Origin of the sequence: uncultured Thiodictyon sp., from assembly GCF_903946935.1 — a bacterium.
In the GTDB taxonomy this organism is placed as follows: Bacteria; Pseudomonadota; Gammaproteobacteria; order Chromatiales; family Chromatiaceae; genus Thiodictyon.
This window is the reverse complement of the sequence record NZ_CAJAXH010000014.1, coordinates 1-17,498: the sequence shown is the minus strand read 5'-3', so window position 1 is coordinate 17,498 and position 17,498 is coordinate 1. Positions and strand designations below refer to the sequence as shown.

The following is a 17,498-nucleotide window of genomic DNA, read 5'->3' as shown; positions in this document are numbered from 1 at the left end:
CGGGACGCCGCCACCATCGGGCTAACTCCCCGCGCCAGCCACCGACGCCGGGTCGGTCAACTGCGCGAAGCTCATCTGTTCGTCCTCGACGCTCACCTGCTCCAGGACCCACTCGACCACCCGCTCTTCCATGACCATGGACTCGAACGGGGCCAACCGCTGACGATCGGCGTAGTAGTAGTCGATGACCTCCTGGGGGTCCTCGTAGGTGGCGGCCATGGCGTCGATCGCGGCGCGGACCCGCGCCGGCTCCGCCTTGATGCTGTGGCGCTTCATGATCTCGCCGATGATCAGGCCCAGGGCGACCCGCCGCCGGGCCTGCTCCTCGAACAGGACGTCGGGCAGGTCCACGGCGCCGGCCGCACCGATGCGCTCCCGCATCTGGCCCTTGAGGCCCTGGACCTCCTCCGCCACCAGGACCGCGGGGACCGCGAGGCCGTGAACGGCGACCAGCAGGTCCATCACAGCCTCCTTTGTGCGGGCATCGATGCGCTGTTTCAATTCACGATCCATGTTCGCCCGGACCTCGGTGCGGAAGCGCTCCAGATCGCCGTCGGGTACCCCGAAGCCGCTGACGAACTCCGCGTCCACCGTCGGCAGGACCGGTTCGGCCACGACCTCGACCGTGACGTCGAAGCGCACCGGCTGCCCCGCCAGGTCGGCGCGGTGGTAACCCTCAGGGAAACTCAGGTCCAGCGCGCGCGCCTCCCCGGCGCTGGCCCCGACGAGCCCGTCCTCGAATCCCGGGAGCATGCGACCGGTGCCGAGCTCCACCGGGATCGCGGTGGCCGAGCCGCCCTCGAAGGGCACGCCATCCAAGGTGCCGACGAAGGACACCGTCAGGCGGTCGCCAGTCTGCGCCGGACGCTCGACCGGGCCCCAGGTCTTGTGTTGCTCGCGCAACCGCTCGATCACCATCTCCAGATCGGCGTCGGTGACCTCCGCCACCGGGCGCTTGACGACCTGACCGCTCAAGGAGGCGATTGCGACCTCGGGCATCACCTCGAAGGTCGCGGTAAAGCCATAGCGTTGCGCGGCCGGGTCGACGTCGGGCTCGATCTGCGGCGCACCGGCCAGATGCAGTGAACGCTCAGAGACCGCCGTGGCGAAGCTCGACTGGATCAGTTCGCCCAGGACCTCCTGCTCCACATGTCCGCCGAAGCGCTGGCGCAACAGCGCGAGCGGCACCTTGCCCGGCCGGAACCCCGGGAGCCTCACGGTGCGCACGAGCTTCTGCAGCCGCTTTTCGACCTCGCCCCGCACCTGCTCGAATGGCAGCTCGATGCGCATCCGACGCTCCAGACCTTCGCCCGTCTCCACCGATACTTGCATGCTTCTCGTCTCCCGCGTCAGCAGGGCCGGGCGCGACCCCGACGCCGTCCAAAATGGTTGTTCGATGACCGGGCAGGCACGCGCCGCCCAGCCGCCAAAAGTCGGGTAGTATAGCGCGCTGGGCACCCCAGGGCCAAGTGGGCTGCGACGTCGGCGCCGTCACACCCCGCCACCGGCCAGCGCCGGGGCAATCCGCTCGGCCAACAGTCGCTCCAGGTCGCCCAGCTCCGGGTAGCGCGTGGCGACCTCCCGGACATAGCCCAGGGTGCGCGGAATGTCGTTGAGATAATTGGGCTTGCCATCGCGATGGTGCAGGCGGGCGAAGATGCCGCACGCCTTCAGGTGCCGCTGGACCCCCATGAGGTCGAACCAGCGCAGGAAGCGCGCGGCGTCCACGGCCGGCAGCACGCCGGAGTCGATCGCCAACTGCCGGTAGCCTAGCGCCCAACCGGTGACCCGCGCGGCCGGCCATTGGATATAGCAGTCCCTGAGCAGTGAGACCAGGTCGTAGGTGACCGGGCCGACCACCGCGTCCTGGAAGTCCAGGATACCCGGGCCCGCCGGTTCGGTGATCATCAGGTTACGCGAGTGATAGTCGCGGTGGACGCAGACCTGGGGCTGCTCCAGTGCGCTGGCGATCAGGGCCTCGCCGGCGCGATCCCAACCGGCAGCCTCGGCCGCGTTGAGCGTAAGGCCCAGATGGCGGCCGAGGAACCAGTCGCGGAAAATCTCCAATTCGCGCCCCAGGAAGGGGGCGTCGTAGCGCGGCAGACCCTCCTGGGGTCCGCGCGCCTGGATGATGGCCAAGGCGGCCAGCGCATCGGCGTAGAGCCGGTCGGCGCGCGCGGCGTCGAGCTCCGCCAGATAGAGCCGGTCGCCCAGGTCGGAGAGTGCGAGGAAACCGTTGGCCAGGTCCTGCGCGTGGACCTCGGGGGTATGCAGACCGATGGCACGCAGGCGCCGCGCCAGGTCGACAAAGCGGCCGCAGTCCTCCTGCGCGGGCGGCGCATCCATGATAATCAAGGTATTGTCGCCTTGGCGCACACGCCAGTAGCGGCGAAAACTGGCATCGGATGACGCCGGTTCGAGGGTGAAAGCGTCCTTGCCAAGTACCGAAGCGACCCATTGCCTCAACAAATCGTGCCGTGTCGTCACGCGAATCCCCTGGTGGTGGTGGCCGGCGGCAATGCCCCGCATTGCCGGACCCGGCAGAATGTGACATGGTTACGCCAAAATCCCAACCCTTGAGGAGCCGGCCCATGCCGACCGCCCCCCGGAACCAGGTTCCATGGCCCACCCACCGGCACTACTGCGGGTCACGCGTTTAAGCATCGTGAGTCCAGTCGCCCTCGCCCTCATTCTGTCACTCGCAGCGCCGACTGCGGCACTCGCCGAAGGGGGCAGCGCCGACGCCGCCGCGCCCTCGCGCCCCGGCGATGCGGTGTCCGCGCTGGCGCCTGCCGTTCCTGCGGCCCCAGAGACCGCCGCGGTGTCGGCGCTCCCGGCAGTCCCCGTGCCCCCCATGGCCCCGGCGATCCCTGAGGCCCCCGCTGCCCCGGCGCCCCCCGCGGGCGCGAGCGAAGCCCCCGCCCCGGCGGGACCGCCGGCCCCGGAACGCAAGACCGAACCCGACACCGTGCCCACGGTGACGGCGGGCGACACCCCGTTGCCGCCCGCCGTGGCGCCCCCACCCGCCCCGGGAGACACCGCAACGCCCGCCCCAGGAAGCGTCCGGGCACCCGTGGCCGACCCCATCCCGCCACGCGAGCCGACACTTGCGACCCCTGCGGATCTGCCTCTCCCGCCGCCATTGCCCGCGGGTTCGCCACCCGATCGGCGGTCCCGCGCCGGCGGCCCTGCGGTCCCGGACCCGGCGCACCTCGACGCCGCTGCCGACTGGTCCTGCATGGTGCCGCCGCCGTGGGAGACGCGCCCGGCGGACGCGCGCGCCCCGCGTATCTTCGACGAATCCCGCCTCTATGTCGGGCTGCCGTGGGATCACTGCGGACCCCAAGCCCGCCGTCCTGGCCACGCCCAGCCGACCGCTGGCCTCGGGCAGATCGCCACGCCCATACTTGACCCCAAGACCCCGGTCGCGGCCGCGGCCGACTGTGCCGACTACAACCAAGGGAGCCAGATCGTGCAACTGCGCGGCGGCGTCAAGATGACCCAGGGCGACCAGCATCTGGAGGCCGACCGTTCCAGCTACGATCAAAAGACGGGCGCAACCAAGGCCAGAGGCAACGTGTATTACGCGTACCCGGGGGGACGGATGCTGGCCAAGACGGCCGATGTCAACCTGCTGACGAAACAGGGCACCCTGGACGATGTCCACTATCGCCTGGCGGGTGCCACGAACCTTCGCGGCACCGCCACCACGGCGGAACTCCTGGCCGGAGATATCTCCCGCTACCGGGACGCCATCTATACCACCTGCCCACCGGGGCGCTCCGATTGGTCACTACGTGCCAGCGAGCTGGAACTCGACCAGCAACAGGGGCTGGGCACCGCCCATCACGCCCGGCTGAATTTCGGGCCGATACCGGTGTTCTATACGCCTTACCTGCAATTTCCAATCGACAGTCGGCGTCGCAGCGGTGTGCTGACGCCACTCGTCGGCTATACCAGCAACACCGGTCTGGACGTCACCATACCCTATTATTGGAACATCGCCCCCAACCTGGACGCGACCTTCTTTCCGCGCTACATGAGCACACGGGGGGCAATGCTCGGCGCCCAGGTCCGTGGCCTCACGAGCCATCAGACGCTCGAGTTCGATGGTGCGATACTGCCACATGATGACAAGGCGCCGGAGTTGGGGACCCGCTGGGACACACATTTTACACAGAGCGGCTACTGGGGGCATTGGGCCACCAACATCAACTACAATGCGGTATCCGATAAGACCTTTCTCGTCGATTTCGGCAACAACCTGGCAGTCACCAGCCTGGTCAATCTGACCCGGAGCGCGGGCCTCGTGTATTATGGCACGAAGTATTATGCGCTCGCCTCGGTTCAGCAGTTCCAGACCGTGGACCCGACGATCCCGGCCGCCAGCCGACCCTACGGCCAAAGCCCTCACCTCCAGTTGGTCGTGCCGACGCAGCACTGGGGCCCCCTGACCTATAGCGTTGACACGCGTTACGACTATTTCGATAATTCGGCCAGGGTCAACGGCAGCCGGGAGGTGTTCGTCTCCACGGTGCAGTTGCCCGTGCGCCGTAGCTTCGGCCACTTCATCCCGCGGATGGATCTCTATGCGACCGGCTACCAACTGACGAACACCGCGGTAGGCCAGCCGTCGCACCCATCTTTTTTCATTCCCAGCGTAATCCTGGACGCCGGCTTGATCTTTGATCGCAACACCAACTGGTTCGGTAACAACGTACTACAGACCCTGGAACCCCGTCTCTACTATGTCCGCACACCATACCAAGATCAGTCCAACAACCCGCTGTTCGACACCACGGCGCTGACCTTCAGCTATAGCAGCCTGTTTCGCCCCAATCGCTTCACCGGTTACGACCGCATCAGCGATGAAAACCGGCTCAGCGTCGGGCTGACCTCCCGTACCCTGGGCGGCCGAGACGGTCGCGAATGGCTGCGGGCCAGCCTGGGTGAGGTCTTTTACTTCGACTCACGTCGGGTCCAACTCACGGGCTCGATACCGGATAATGCCTCATATTCGGCGCTGGCCGGCGAGTTGGCGACGAATCCGTTGGCGGGGCTGACCGCCCGCGCCAGCTTTCAATGGGGGCCAAACTACGGAACCGGAAACCGGTGGCAACAGCAGGTGTTACAGTTGAGCTATGCCCCGGGGGATGATCGTCTGATCAACCTGGCCTATCGCTACAGCCTGGGTACGACCGTGGCCGACAACTACAAGAATACCGACCTGTCCTTTCGCATGCCGATTACCTCCAACATCAGCGTGGTCGGGCGCTGGCTCTATTCGCTCCTGCAGAACAGTACCACCGAGGCCTTTGGCGGTATCGAGTACGGCGGGCGCTGTTGCTGGCGGCTGCGTCTCCTCGGGCGCCATCTCAACACCAGCGCCACCGGCCCTGGCACGACCAGCATCATGCTGGAACTGGAGCTGGCGGGCTTAGGCTCCATTGGCGACAAGATCGACAAACTTCTGGAACAGCAAATCTATGGCTATGGTGATGACTCAAACTGAAGGCCGCGGGCACTGGACCGGCCCCGCGCAGACGCTGCCGCGGCGCCTCGCCGCATTGCTGTGGCTGTGCTTATGCATGTACGCGCTGCGACCGGCCGCGGCCACCGAAGCACTGGACTCGATCGTCGCGGTCGTCAACGAAGACGTGATCGTACAGAGCGACTTGAACAACGAGATCAACCTGACAGTGCCCCAACTCAAACAGCAGGGCACGGCGGTGCCGCCGCCGGAGCAGTTGCGCAAGCAAGTGCTCGACCGACTCATCATGAAGCGGCTCCAGCAACAACGCGCCAAGCAGCTCGGCATCACGGTCGATGACGCCGCCCTAAACGCGGCCATCCAGACCATCGCGGGGCGCAATGGCCTGTCAGTGGAGGAACTGAAGGCCTCGCTGGAGAACGGGAATGTCCGCTTCCAGGACTTTCGCGAAGACACGCGGATGCAGATCCTCCTGGGCCGGCTGCAGAGCCAAGAGGTCATGGCCAACATCCAGGTCTCGGATCAGGAGGTGGAGCGCTTTTTGCAGCGCGAGAAAGGCAAACTGATACCCCGCGAACAGGTGCGCCTGGAGCACATCCTGATCGCCCTGCCGGATCAACCCACCCCGACCCAGGTCGCCCAGGCCGAGGCCAAGGCCAAACAACTGGTCGCCCGGCTACGCGGCGGGGAGGACTTCGCCGCGGTGGCAGCGGCCAACTCCGATGGGCGCACCGCCTTGCAGGGCGGGAGCCTGGGATGGTTTGAGATGGCCGCGGTCCCCAGCCTGGTCGCGGACCAGGCGCAAACCATGGCCAAGGGCGAAATTACCGACCCAATCCGCAACGCCAGCGGTTTCAACATCATTCGCCTGGCAGAAATCCAGGGCGGGCTACCGAGCAATGTGACCCAATACAAGGCGCGCCACATCCTGATTCGCACCAACGAGATGGTGTCCGATGGCGACGCCAAGATGCGGCTCAATCAGTTGCGGATGCGCATCCTCGGCGGCGATGACTTCGCCACCCTCGCCCGCGCCCACTCGGACGACACCGGCTCGGCGCTCAAGGGCGGCGATCTGGGCTGGGTCAGCCCGGGCGATACGGTGCCGGAATTCGAGTCAGTCATGGTCAAGCTCAATCCGAACGACGTGAGCGAGCCCTTCCACACCTCCTTCGGCTGGCATATTCTGCAGGTCCAGGAGCGCCGCACCCAGGACACCGCGGACGAACTGCTGCGCCTGCGGGCACGGGAGGCGATCCAGCGACGCAAGGGCGAGGAGGCCGCCCAGCTCTGGTCGAAGCGGCTGCGCGACGAGGCCTATATCCAGATACGCTCCAATGACGCCGACACCAAGCGCTGAGTGGCCAACGGCCGGACCCGGCCAGGCCACGCCGCGGCTCGCGGTCACCCCGGGAGAGCCGGCCGGGATCGGCCCCGACCTGCTGGTGCGACTGGTCCAAGAGCCGCTCGCAGCCCAGTTGGTCGCGGTAGCCGATCCGGGCTTACTCACCGAACGCGCGCGCGCCCTCGGGTTGCCCCTGCGGTGCCTAGAGTATGCCCCCGACCGTCCGCCAAGCCCAAACCCGCCGGGGTCTCTGATGGTGCTCCCGGTGACTTTGGGCGCACCGGTGCAGCCCGGCCGACTCGACCGTGCCAATGCGGCCTATGTACTGGAGACGCTGCGGATTGCCTGCGACGGCACCCGCGCCGGGGTCTTCGACGCACTGGTCACGGGGCCGGTGCATAAGGGCATCGTCAACGACGCCGGTCTGCCGTTCACCGGCCACACCGAATATCTGGCCGAGCGCTGCACGGCACACCCGGTGATGCTGCTCGCTACGCCGGGCCTGCGGGTGGCCCTGGTCACCACCCACCTGCCATTGAAGGAGGTCGCCGCGACGATTACTGCGCCGCTGCTTGAGCAGGTGATCGCGATCCTGCATGAGGACCTGGTGCGGCGCTTCGGTATCGCGGCCCCGCGCATCCTGGTCTGCGGACTCAACCCCCACGCCGGGGAAGGCGGACACCTGGGGCGCGAGGAGATCGAGATCATCGAACCGGTATTGGAGCGGCTGCGCGGACGCGGCTGGGACCTGCGGGGCCCATTGCCGGCGGATACCGTCTTTGTACACGAGCGTCTGGCCGCTGCGGATGCAGTGCTCGCCATGTATCACGATCAAGGTCTGCCGGTACTCAAACACCTGGGGTTCGGCCAGGCCGTCAACATCACCCTCGGGCTGCCGATCATCCGGACCTCAGTGGATCACGGCACCGCGCTCGACCTGGCCGGCACCGATCGGGCCGACCTGGGGAGCTTACGGGCTGCCATCGCGATGGCGATGGCGATGGCGATGGCGATGCAACTGCATTGAACCTAGATCAGCCAATTGCTCACGCCAAGGCGCCAAGCTCGCCAAGAAATGCAATAGGGCAGGCGAAGGCACCAGACCATCCGCCGGGGGAATGGGCTAACACCGGTAATCCACTGAAAAATCTTGGCGGCTTGGCGTCTTGGCGTGACAACTGCCCTTGTCAGGCTCAAGACCGCGGGGCCGCCGACCACCAACAAGAGACTGATTATGAAGATCCGAGTTGGCTACGAATTGGTCTATGACTGTCCCCAGCCGACGCCGATGATCCTGACGTTGCACGTGCATTTCACGCGCGTGTCCGATCTGGTCGTCCCCGACCACCTGGTCACCCAGCCATCGGTCCCCATCACCGCCTATCGCGACGGTTTCGGCAATTGGTGTAGCCGGATCGTGGCGCCCAAGGGTCAGTTCCGGCTGTCGACCGACGCGGTGGTGAATGATTCGGGGATGCCGGATGTCATCGTGCCCATGGCGATCCAGCACGCGGTGCAGGACCTGCCGGAGGAGACCCTGGTCTTCTTGCTGGGCAGCCGCTATTGCGAGACCGATCGGCTGTCACAGGTCGCCTGGGACCTGTTCGGCAAGGGGCCGACCGGCTGGGGGCGGGTACAGGCAATCTGCGACTTCGTGCATCGCCATATCACCTTCGGCTATGAGCACGCCCGCGCCACCCGCACCGCCTGGGAGGTATTCAATGAACGGCGCGGGGTGTGCCGCGATTTCGCACACCTTGCCGTCACCTTCTGCCGCTGTATGAATATCCCCGCCCGTTACTGCACCGGCTATCTGGGCGATATCGGCGTCCCGCCGGCCGACAGCCCGATGGATTTCTCGGCCTGGTTCGATGTCTATCTGGGCGGTCAATGGTATACCTTCGACGCCCGCAACAATGTGCCCCGCATCGGTCGGGTGTTGATCGCCCGCGGCCGGGATGCCGCCGATGTGGCACTCAGCAGCACCTTCGGCCCCAATACGCTGACCGGGTTCAGGGTTTGGACGGATGAAGTGAGTTGACGCGCCCTGACGTCGATCATCCTAGAAAAAGCAGTTGTCACGCCAAGGCGCCAAGCTCGCCAAGTAATTTCAGTGTGTTATCGACGCTTGGCGATTCACCCGGCGAATGATCTGGTAACTTCGCATAGCCTATTGTCTTTCTTGGCGAGCTTGGCGCCTTGGCGTGAGTAATTCCCTGGCTCAGGCTTAGGTCATTCAGCAATCCACCCCGCCGCGGTCGATCCCGGCCTCGGCCAGGGCCACGGCGCGGAAGATGGCGCGGCCCTTATTCATGGTCTCGTCCCATTCCAGACGCGGCACCGAGTCGGCCACGATCCCGGCACCGGCCTGGATGTGCAGGGTGCCGTCCTGGATGACGGCGGTACGGATGGCAATGGCCGTGTCCATATTGCCGTTCCACGAGAGATAACCCACGGCCCCGGAATAGACCCCACGCTTGACCGGCTCCAGTTCGTCGATGATCTCCATGGCGCGGATCTTGGGGGCGCCGGAGACGGTACCGGCGGGGAAGGTGGCGCGCAGTACATCGATGGCGCTCAACCCCTCCTTCAGTTCACCGACGACGTTGGAGACGATGTGCATGACGTGTGAATAGCGCTCCACGATCATGCGATCGGTGAGCCGCACGCTGCCGGTGCGGGCGATGCGCCCGGCGTCATTGCGCCCCAGATCGATCAGCATCAGGTGCTCGGCCAACTCCTTAGGGTCGGCCAACAGCTCGACCTCCAGCGCCTGGTCCTCGGCCTCGGTGGCGCCGCGGCGCCGCGTGCCAGCGATCGGACGCACCGTGACCAGGCCATCCTCCAGGCGAACCAGGATCTCGGGCGATGAGCCGACGATCTGAAAGTCGCCCAGGTCCAAAAAGTACATATAGGGCGATGGGTTGAGCCCGCGCAGCGCCCGATACAGGTCGAGCGGCGGGGCCAGGAAGGGGATGGAGAGTCGCTGCGACAGCACCACCTGCATACAGTCGCCGGCGAGGATATAGTCCTTGATCCGCTCGACCGCCGATTCAAATCCCTGCTGGGTGAAGCCGGAGACAAAGTCGTCCTCGTGGACGCGGCGCTCACCCTCCGCGGGCCGCCGCGGGGCACCCCGTTGCATGCGCCCGATCAGCTCGCGCATGCGCGTGCGGCCGGACTCCAGGGTATCGCCGGCATGGGGGTCCAGGTGCAGGATGATATACATCCGCCCACTGAGATTGTCGAATACCACCACCTCGTCCGAGACCAGGAGCAGGATGTCCGGGGTACACTGCTGATCGGGATTGGGGCAGTGGGCGAGCCGCGGCTCGATATAGCGGATGGTGTCATAGCCGAAATAGCCCACCAACCCGCCGGTGAAGCGCGGCAGGCCGGGGTGGGTGGCGACCCGGAAGCGCGCCTGGAAGGCATCGATCCAGGCGAGCGGATCGGCGCTCTCGGCGGTCTCGATCAGCGCGCCATCGCGCTCCACCTGGATGGCATGGCCGGTGACCTTCAACACGGTGCGGCAGGGCAGCCCGATAATGGAATAACGGCCCCATTTCTCGCCGCCCTGTACCGATTCAAACAGATAGGAATAGGGGCCCGCGGCGAGCTTGAGGTAAACGCTCAAGGGGGTGTCGAGGTCCGCCAGGACCTCGCAGACGAGTGGGATACGGTTGTGCCCTGCGGCGGTCAGGTCAGCAAAGACTTCAGGGGTCATGGGAGGCTCCGGCAAGAGGATTCAAACGGACGACGGTTGATTCAAGGCCAGCGTCGCCATCGCCGACCCACCATCGCCACCCTCAATTCAAAATCGAACACCACGAACCACCGCTCCATTCTGTTATCCCGCGAAAAATAGTTGTCCGCAAATGAACGCAAATGAACGCAAACAAAACGATTGATCAGGTGCATGCCAGGTGGACTGGACTGCAGTTCTGTCGATTGTTGGCCGGAATGATGATCGGCGCAGCACAATGTCGATCGCATGATAGCTGGGAAACCGCTAGCGGTCTGACCATTTGCGTTCATTTGCGTTTATTTGCGGACAAATAATCACTGAGCCGCCGGGGCGAGCAGCGCGCGCAGGTCCATGAAACTGTCGATCACCGCGTCGGGACCGGACTCGCGTATATCCTGGCCGTGGTTATAGCCGTAGCTCGTGCAGATGATGTGAAAGCCCGCCGCCCGCGCCGCGCTCACGTCGCTCACCGAATCGCCGATCATCAGCGCGTCCGCAGGCGCGACCCCAAAATACGCCGCCGCGTGCAACAGCGGCGCCGGGTGTGGCTTCTTCTCGGGCAAGGTGTCGCCGCTCACCACGAGGCCGAAATAATCCGCGAGCCCCTGGTCGCGCAGCAGCGGCAGGGTGAACTGGGCCGCCTTGTTGGTGACACAACCGAGCGGATAGCCAGCCGTGCGCAGATAGTCCAGACCCTCGCGCACCCCGGGATAGACCACCGAGCGCCCCGAGGTGTTCTGCGCATAGACCTCCATGAAAATCGGCAAGGCCAGCGCCAGGTCGGCTGCCGGCGGCGCGCCGTCGAGCGCCCCGATCAGGGCGCGCTCCACCAGCCGCTCCACCCCATTGCCGACCCAGTTGCGCACCGCCGCCTCTCCCTGCGGCGGTCGCCCGAGCCGCGCCAGCATGGCATTCAGGCTGTAGGTCAGGTCCGGGACACTGTCGATCAGGGTCCCATCCAGGTCGATCAGGATCATCTTGGGGTGCAGCATGCGGCGGCGCCTCCTGGGTAGCGGTGAGTGGGCGGAAGACTAGCGGCTGACCGCCGCCATCGCCTCACGCAGCTTGCGGATGATGCTGTCGTAGCGATGGGGGTCGGTGTCGCATGCCTGGCTGAAGATGCCGGAACCTGAGACGAAGGTGTCCGCCCCCGCGGCCTTGATCGCGGCGATGTTGTCGGCCTTCACGCCGCCGTCGATCTCGAGCCGGATGTCGCGCCCGGAGTCGTCGATGATCTCGCGCACCTCCCGCAGCTTGTCCAGCGCCGAGGGGATGAAGCCCTGGCCGCCGAAGCCCGGATTGACCGACATCAGCAGGATCATGTCCACCTTGTCCAGCACATAGTCCAGATAACTCAATGGAGTAGCCGGATTGAAGACCAGTCCGGCCTTACACCCCTCGTTGTGGATGAGTTGCAGTGTGCGGTCGATGTGCTCGCTCGCCTCCGGGTGGAAGGTGATATAGGTGGCGCCGGCGGCGGCGAAGTCAGGGATGATGCGATCCACCGGCTTGACCATCAGATGGACATCGATGGGGGCGGTAACGCCGTGCTTGCGCAGGGCCTCGCAGACCAGCGGGCCGATGGTCAGGTTGGGGACATAGTGATTGTCCATCACGTCGAAGTGGACGATGTCCGCCCCGGCGGCCAACACGTTGTCGACCTCCTCCCCGAGCCGGGCGAAGTTGGCGGAAAGGATGGAAGGTGCGATCAGGTCAAGCGCCATGGCAGTCGGTCCCCCGGGATGTCCCCGGACGGTGTCGGCCGGGTGTGTTGTTGGAAGGCCCGGAACTCTAACCGAAGCGCCGGAGATTTTCACTCACGCCTCACGTCCCGCGCGCCGCAGTCACGGTTTCGTAGGCACGGCGAATCTCGTGGGTCTTCTTGGAGGCCAGCTTGACCAGCTCCTCGGACATGCCGCGCGACATCAGCTTGTCCGGGTGGTGGCGGTTCATCAACTTGCGATAGGCGCGCTTGACCTCCTCGTCGCTCGCCTGGGGCGTGATGCCGAGCATCGCATAAGCCCCGCCCAGCGAGGGTTGAGCCGCGCGGCTACCCGGGCCGTTGCTGCGCCCGCCCCCCGCACGCGCACCAGCGGCGGCGCCCAGAATCCGGTACTGGAACACAATCAACTGCTCCAGACGGCGGAAGCTCGACAGGGAGACCTGGAGTCCGTGGCGGCACTGTTCCAAAATCAGTCGCTTGACGGGTGTCGGCGGACCATCCATGTAGGCCGCTGCCAGTTGAATCTCCAAGAACAGGTGGTGCAACTGGGTCTCGCCGGCACTCGCCTGCCGGAAGGCCACCAAGGCGGCGCCGAGATTGAAGCTGTCCGCCTTCCCCTGGTTGAAGGCCGCAATGGCCTTGCGCCGCACCGTGCGGTTGAGCGCCATGCGCGACATGACCGATTCGGCATGGGCGATCTCGCGCTCGCTCACCCGCCCGTCGGACTTGGCCAGGTAGCCCATGACCGCGAAGGTGGTCTCCAGAAAGGCCTCCTGGTTCCGCGCCCGTTCGGCGACCCGCTCCGGCGTGAAGAGGCCCGCGAAGCGCTCCGCCCCGCGATCCGCCCCGTGACCCATGGTGGCGCCAACCATCGCCCCCAGCGGGCCGCCCACCAAGAAACCTAGGGTCCCGCCGACCGCCTTGCCCCACCAACTCATGACCTCAACCCCCGTGTGGCACAGCGACGCCGGCGACCCCGGGGCTGTGCGGACTGAACGATGGCGCACATCGTAACCGTTTCGGCCCCTCTCCCGCTTGCGGCGTAGGGGCAAGCGCCGAATCGCTGCTCTCGGACCAAGTAGCGCGGAGGTCCGGGCGATCCAGCGGTAGCAGCCGAATCGGGCGCCGCCATAGGAAAATCCAGATATCGGTCTTGCCCGATGACAAGATAATCGTTCAGGTCCCGCTCCCGCTCCCGCTCGCGGGGTAGGGGCGAGAGGTTGCAATCCGGCAGTCAGCGCCACATACTTTTTCACAAAACCCATCTGTCGCACGCGGTTTCGCGTCTGGCTCCGGGTGAGAAAGCCGCCTCCGGGCGGCTTTTTTCTTTTTTGAACAATGCATTACAGATGTGAACTATCGTTCATTGCCGAGGACTGCAACCTTGCTGGCCAAGCAAGACATTCGCCCCGCTTGGTTTCCTACGCGGTTTTTTGTTCCGAGCATGACCAAGCTCACTGATTGCTGAAGAGGCACCCACTCGCTGGCCAAGAAAAAGTCCCTCGCGGCGGACCCCAGTACGCCATTTCCGGCGTCACCCAATGAGTTGCATCGCGACGGCGACCGCCTGTGGATACCGCTGCGCAACGCATGGCGGGACGTCACCAACAAACCGGAGGAGGTCGTTCGGCAGCGCTTCATTCGCATCCTAGTGGAGGAATACGGTTACTCACTGGAGCAAATGGATCAGGAGCGGCGGACCCTGCATGGGCATCGCAGTCCGCGGGCCGATATCGCAGTATGGGAATCGGTCGACGATAAGGCGGGGAATCGCACCCCAGTATTGGTTATCGAATGCAAAGCCGACGGCATCGAGATCCAGGTGGGCGATTATTACCAAGGCGAATCCTACACCCGCGCCGTGGGGTGCGAGTTCTTTATCGCGACCAATAGCCGGCATACCGCGACCTTCCGGCTGGTGCCTGGTCTACCCGGCGAATTCGTCGCCATCAACGAGATCCCGAAGGCGGCGGACTGGGGCAATGCCAAGCGGCTGCAAGAAATCCGCGACTCACTGCGCGCCTTCAACCGCAAAGAATTTCAGGACCTCCTGTTCAAGTGCCACAGTATCCTGCGGGATGTGCATAAGATGGACCCGCGACGGGCATTCGACACCATCTCCAAGGTCCTGTTCATCAAGATGTATGTCGAGCGTACCGGTCTGCATGGGACCTTCACCACCGACTATCTGGATCAGCGCGATGCCTCGCGCATGCCCAACGACGCGCTGGTGCATGACGGCCTGTTTGAGCTAACCAAGCAGCATTATCGGGCAGACGACCTGTTTTCAGAGACTGACCTGCTCGACATTTCCAAGGAAACCTTTCGCCGTATCGTCAAGGAACTGGAGCGCTTCGACCTCTCAAAGACCGGCGACGATATCAAAGGCCTGGCCTTCGAGCGTTTCCTAGGCACCACCTTTCGCGGCGAACTGGGCCAGTTTTTTACGCCACGCCCCATCGTCGACTTCATGGTTCAACTCATCGACCCGCGGGAGCGGGAGCTGATTTGTGACCCCGCCGCCGGATCGGGCGGTTTTCTCATCCGCGCATTCGAGTATGTCCGCGACTGTATCGTCGCCGATATCCAGGCGCAAAAGGACGAGGCGCGCGCGCTGATCGAGGCGGAAGCCCTGCCTGAAGAGGAAGAAGAGCGGCAGATCGAGGCCGCCTTTGCGCACCTCAATGAACAACTGCTCCCGAGCGGCGACAAAAATCAACCGATCGATAGCCGAGTCGGGCGTCTGGCCTGGCAATGCATCTATGGTACCGACGCCGAACCACGCGCTGCCCGCACCGCCAAGATGAATATGATCATGCATGGTGACGGGCATGGCGGCATCCATCACCATGACGGACTGCTCGACATCAACGGCATCTTCGGCGGGCGCTGTCTGAACCTGCTCAAGCCCGGCGGCCGGATGGGTATCGTCCTGCCCGACGGCAATCTCAATAACCCATCGCTCGCCTGGCTGCGCCGCTGGGCGGAGGGCCACGCACGGCTCATGGCCGTGGTCAGCCTGCCGCCCGAAACCTTTCGCTCCAGCGATGCGACGGTCAAGGCGTCCCTGGTCTTCCTGCGACGCTTCACCGAGGCAGACAGTGCGGCCTGGGAGGCTGCCTGGGCACAAGCTCAGGCTGAGTTGGATAACGGCTTCGACGCACAACGCAATGCCCTGCACGCCGCCAGCGCACCGGCGATCCTGACCGGCGGCGACACCGTAGCCACGCGCCTGCTGTCAGAGCTTGCGACCTTACGAGTGCGGCGGGAATTGCCGCCTTGGCAACTCGGGGAACCACCCCCCTATCCGCGCGGGATTGGCCGGACGGCCCAGGCCGCACCATACTGGACCGCCAAACCACAGCATGGAGAAAGTAAAAAGGCAGCGGAACTCAAACGCCAAGCGCAAGCGGCCCTAACTCAAGCGCAGGGGGCAACCGCAGCGGCCCTGGCTGCACTCAAGGCCGCTTACCGTCCTATTGATGATGCCCATAATACGGCACTCTGGGCGCGGGTCCGCGAGTTATTCGATTATCCCGTCTTCGTTGCCGCCCCTAAGGCGGTGGGGATCACGTCCACCGGCGAGACGGGGGAAGGGGTAACCAATGACTTCGCGACCACCCTGACCGCCTGGCGCGACTTTGTGTCTTGGATGGAGAAAGGGGCTGAACCGGAGGACATGCCAAATTTTCGGCTGCCCTCCACTGCCTGATCCGCAGATGGAGGGACATTGAGCGGTGGATCGAGACCGAGGCTCAGGCAACGCGGTTAAGCCCTTGGCCGCTGGTACCATTAAGCGGTCTGCTCCGAGAGCGTCATGAGACCATTGCGCTATCCGGCGCGCTTGAAGACTGGCAGACCATCACCATTCGTTTTTCTGGCGAGGTCATACCACGGGGGCGCGCCGAACCGTTCAAGGGTGCCATGTTCGCCGCGTACCCTGGCGACCTGGTTTTCTCTAAGATCGATGCGCGTAACGGGGCCGTGGGCATGCTGCCCGCCAGCATCCCCAAGGCGATTGTCACCAGCGAATATCCGGTGCTGATCCCAGATCCGATCCAGCTAAGTCCGGCTTATCTGGGCATTCTGCTCCGTGCCGAGCACTTCCATGCGGAATTGCAGCGCCAAGCATCCGGCACCAGCGGCCGCAAGCGGGTCACCGCGGATGGTCTACTCACGCTTGAGATTCCACTTCCAAGTCTGGCCGAGCAAGATACATTGGTCGCTGCCTATACGGATGCCATTGAGCGTGCTGCTGCGCTCGAAACAGAGGCCGGAGAGATCGAAAGCAGCGGTTTGCGTGCCTTTCAAGCGGCGTTGGGGGTGACACCTGCGCAGCCTTTGTCGGATCGGCCATTGTTCATTGCCCGCTTCAAGGATCTCGACCGCTGGAGCCATGAGGGAGTCCTACGTGCGATGCTGCCGCCGATGGCCGCTGGTGGCATTCAATCACCCATGGCCAGGCTGGGCGATCTGATAGCGGATTTGGAGAATGGCTGGAGTCCGAAATGTCACGATCAGCCCGCCCGGACGGATCGCTGGGGAGTGCTCAAGGTCGGTGCGGTTTCGTTCGGAACCTTTGAGCAAGATCAAAATAAGGAGCTGCCAGAGCAGCTTAAGCCTAGACCCGATTATGAGGTAAAGGTGGGTGACGTTCTCATCAGTCGAGCCAATGTAACCCGCTATGTTGGTGCGTGCGCCTGTGTCCGAACCACGCGCCCGAAACTTTTGCTTTGCGACAAGATTTTTCGGGTTCGTTTTCGAAAAGATAGTCTATTGCTACCGGAATTCCTCGCCGAGGCGATGCGTTTGCCGACGATACGCGAACAGATCGAGGGTTGTCTCACCGGGACATCCCCCACGATGAAAAACATCTCCAAGCCATCATTGCTCGGGCTACGCCTTCCAGTACCCTCGATTGAGTACCAGAAGCAGTTGGTCGACGACCTATAGCAGAATAATATGGCATCTGGACAAATTGAATTATAATAAATTTTTTTTATTTTTTTTCCGTTGACTGTCTATAATTTATGCAAGAGTTAAGCAAATTATCCGAGGTGGATCATGAAGCCGAGTTGGATGTCGGATGCTCGCCAGATACCGGATGAGGTGATGACCTTTTTGCGTCAAATTGCCGTGTGCGCTATCAAAGAAAAAAACTTTCATGTAGACGATGTGAGCGAGATGCTAG

General features: G+C 64.1%; 12 protein-coding genes. 6 read left to right on the top strand and 6 right to left on the bottom strand.

All coding sequences use genetic code 11. From position 1 onward, the window contains the following. Positions 1 to 21: 21 nt before the first annotated feature. Together tig and QZX93_RS01165 are read right to left on the bottom strand one after the other, a co-directional pair. Positions 22 to 1,332: a trigger factor gene (gene tig, locus QZX93_RS01170; protein ID WP_295388797.1), complete on the bottom strand. Its 1,311-nt coding sequence runs from the start codon at positions 1,330 to 1,332 to the stop codon at positions 22 to 24. Between the two features lie 159 nt (positions 1,333 to 1,491). Beyond that, positions 1,492 to 2,487, bottom strand: coding sequence for a phosphotransferase (locus QZX93_RS01165; RefSeq protein WP_295388796.1), 996 nt, complete (start codon positions 2,485 to 2,487; stop codon positions 1,492 to 1,494). A gap of 133 nt (positions 2,488 to 2,620) precedes the next feature. On the opposite strand from QZX93_RS01165, the gene QZX93_RS01160 reads away from it, so the two are divergent. From QZX93_RS01160 to QZX93_RS01145, 4 genes are all read left to right on the top strand, one after another. Continuing rightward, a complete protein-coding gene (locus QZX93_RS01160) occupies positions 2,621 to 5,512 on the top strand; it encodes an LPS-assembly protein LptD (protein WP_295388795.1) in 2,892 nt (963 codons plus the stop codon). Further along, positions 5,493 to 6,851, top strand: a complete 1,359-nt coding sequence (locus QZX93_RS01155; RefSeq protein WP_295388794.1) for a peptidylprolyl isomerase — start codon at positions 5,493 to 5,495, stop codon at positions 6,849 to 6,851. Before QZX93_RS01160 ends, QZX93_RS01155 begins: the two co-directional genes overlap by 20 nt. Next, positions 6,829 to 7,863 (top strand): 4-hydroxythreonine-4-phosphate dehydrogenase PdxA, encoded by a 1,035-nt coding sequence (gene pdxA, locus QZX93_RS01150; protein WP_295388793.1) that lies wholly within the window; start codon positions 6,829 to 6,831, stop codon positions 7,861 to 7,863. Before QZX93_RS01155 ends, pdxA begins: the two co-directional genes overlap by 23 nt. Before the next feature lie 207 nt (positions 7,864 to 8,070). Continuing rightward, on the top strand, positions 8,071 to 8,877 hold the full coding sequence (locus QZX93_RS01145) for a transglutaminase family protein (protein WP_295388792.1): 807 nt from the start codon (positions 8,071 to 8,073) through the stop codon (positions 8,875 to 8,877). A gap of 195 nt (positions 8,878 to 9,072) precedes the next feature. On the opposite strand, the gene trpE is transcribed toward QZX93_RS01145, so the two are convergent. The 4 genes from trpE to djlA all read right to left on the bottom strand — a co-directional run bounded on the left by trpE (position 9,073) and on the right by djlA (position 13,245). Then, a complete protein-coding gene (gene trpE, locus QZX93_RS01140; RefSeq protein WP_295388791.1) occupies positions 9,073 to 10,563 on the bottom strand; it encodes an anthranilate synthase component I in 1,491 nt (496 codons plus the stop codon). 335 nt (positions 10,564 to 10,898) lie between these two features. Further along, positions 10,899 to 11,576 carry a phosphoglycolate phosphatase gene (locus tag QZX93_RS01135; RefSeq protein WP_295388790.1) on the bottom strand — a complete coding sequence of 226 codons (678 nt, stop codon included), beginning with the start codon at positions 11,574 to 11,576 and terminating at the stop codon, positions 10,899 to 10,901. A gap of 39 nt (positions 11,577 to 11,615) precedes the next feature. Further along, positions 11,616 to 12,308 carry a ribulose-phosphate 3-epimerase gene (rpe, locus tag QZX93_RS01130; RefSeq protein WP_295388789.1) on the bottom strand — a complete coding sequence of 231 codons (693 nt, stop codon included), beginning with the start codon at positions 12,306 to 12,308 and terminating at the stop codon, positions 11,616 to 11,618. A gap of 100 nt (positions 12,309 to 12,408) precedes the next feature. Beyond that, positions 12,409 to 13,245 carry a co-chaperone DjlA gene (djlA, locus tag QZX93_RS01125; RefSeq protein WP_295388788.1) on the bottom strand — a complete coding sequence of 279 codons (837 nt, stop codon included), beginning with the start codon at positions 13,243 to 13,245 and terminating at the stop codon, positions 12,409 to 12,411. Between the two features lie 608 nt (positions 13,246 to 13,853). On the opposite strand from djlA, the gene QZX93_RS01120 reads away from it, so the two are divergent. Further along, complete coding sequence (locus QZX93_RS01120) at positions 13,854 to 16,019, top strand: type I restriction enzyme HsdR N-terminal domain-containing protein (protein ID WP_295388787.1); 2,166 nt, start codon at positions 13,854 to 13,856, stop codon at positions 16,017 to 16,019. A 212-nt stretch (positions 16,020 to 16,231) separates the two neighbouring features. After that, positions 16,232 to 17,260 carry a hypothetical protein gene (locus QZX93_RS01115; RefSeq protein WP_295388786.1) on the top strand — a complete coding sequence of 343 codons (1,029 nt, stop codon included), beginning with the start codon at positions 16,232 to 16,234 and terminating at the stop codon, positions 17,258 to 17,260. The last annotated feature ends 238 nt before the right edge of the window (positions 17,261 to 17,498 follow it).

What these genes read in the sequence shown, in the direction of transcription:
- tig (WP_295388797.1), bottom strand. Translation starts at nt 1,332, where the DNA reads ATGCAAGTATCGGTGGAGACGGGCGAAGGTCTGGAGCGTCGGATGCGC.
- QZX93_RS01160 (WP_295388795.1), top strand. Translation starts at nt 2,621, where the DNA reads ATGGCCCACCCACCGGCACTACTGCGGGTCACGCGTTTAAGCATCGTG.
- QZX93_RS01155 (WP_295388794.1), top strand. Translation starts at nt 5,493, where the DNA reads ATGGTGATGACTCAAACTGAAGGCCGCGGGCACTGGACCGGCCCCGCG.
- pdxA (WP_295388793.1), top strand. Translation starts at nt 6,829, where the DNA reads ATGACGCCGACACCAAGCGCTGAGTGGCCAACGGCCGGACCCGGCCAG.
- QZX93_RS01145 (WP_295388792.1), top strand. Translation starts at nt 8,071, where the DNA reads ATGAAGATCCGAGTTGGCTACGAATTGGTCTATGACTGTCCCCAGCCG.
- trpE (WP_295388791.1), bottom strand. Translation starts at nt 10,563, where the DNA reads ATGACCCCTGAAGTCTTTGCTGACCTGACCGCCGCAGGGCACAACCGT.
- QZX93_RS01135 (WP_295388790.1), bottom strand. Translation starts at nt 11,576, where the DNA reads ATGCTGCACCCCAAGATGATCCTGATCGACCTGGATGGGACCCTGATC.
- rpe (WP_295388789.1), bottom strand. Translation starts at nt 12,308, where the DNA reads ATGGCGCTTGACCTGATCGCACCTTCCATCCTTTCCGCCAACTTCGCC.
- djlA (WP_295388788.1), bottom strand. Translation starts at nt 13,245, where the DNA reads ATGAGTTGGTGGGGCAAGGCGGTCGGCGGGACCCTAGGTTTCTTGGTG.
- QZX93_RS01115 (WP_295388786.1), top strand. Translation starts at nt 16,232, where the DNA reads ATGTTCGCCGCGTACCCTGGCGACCTGGTTTTCTCTAAGATCGATGCG.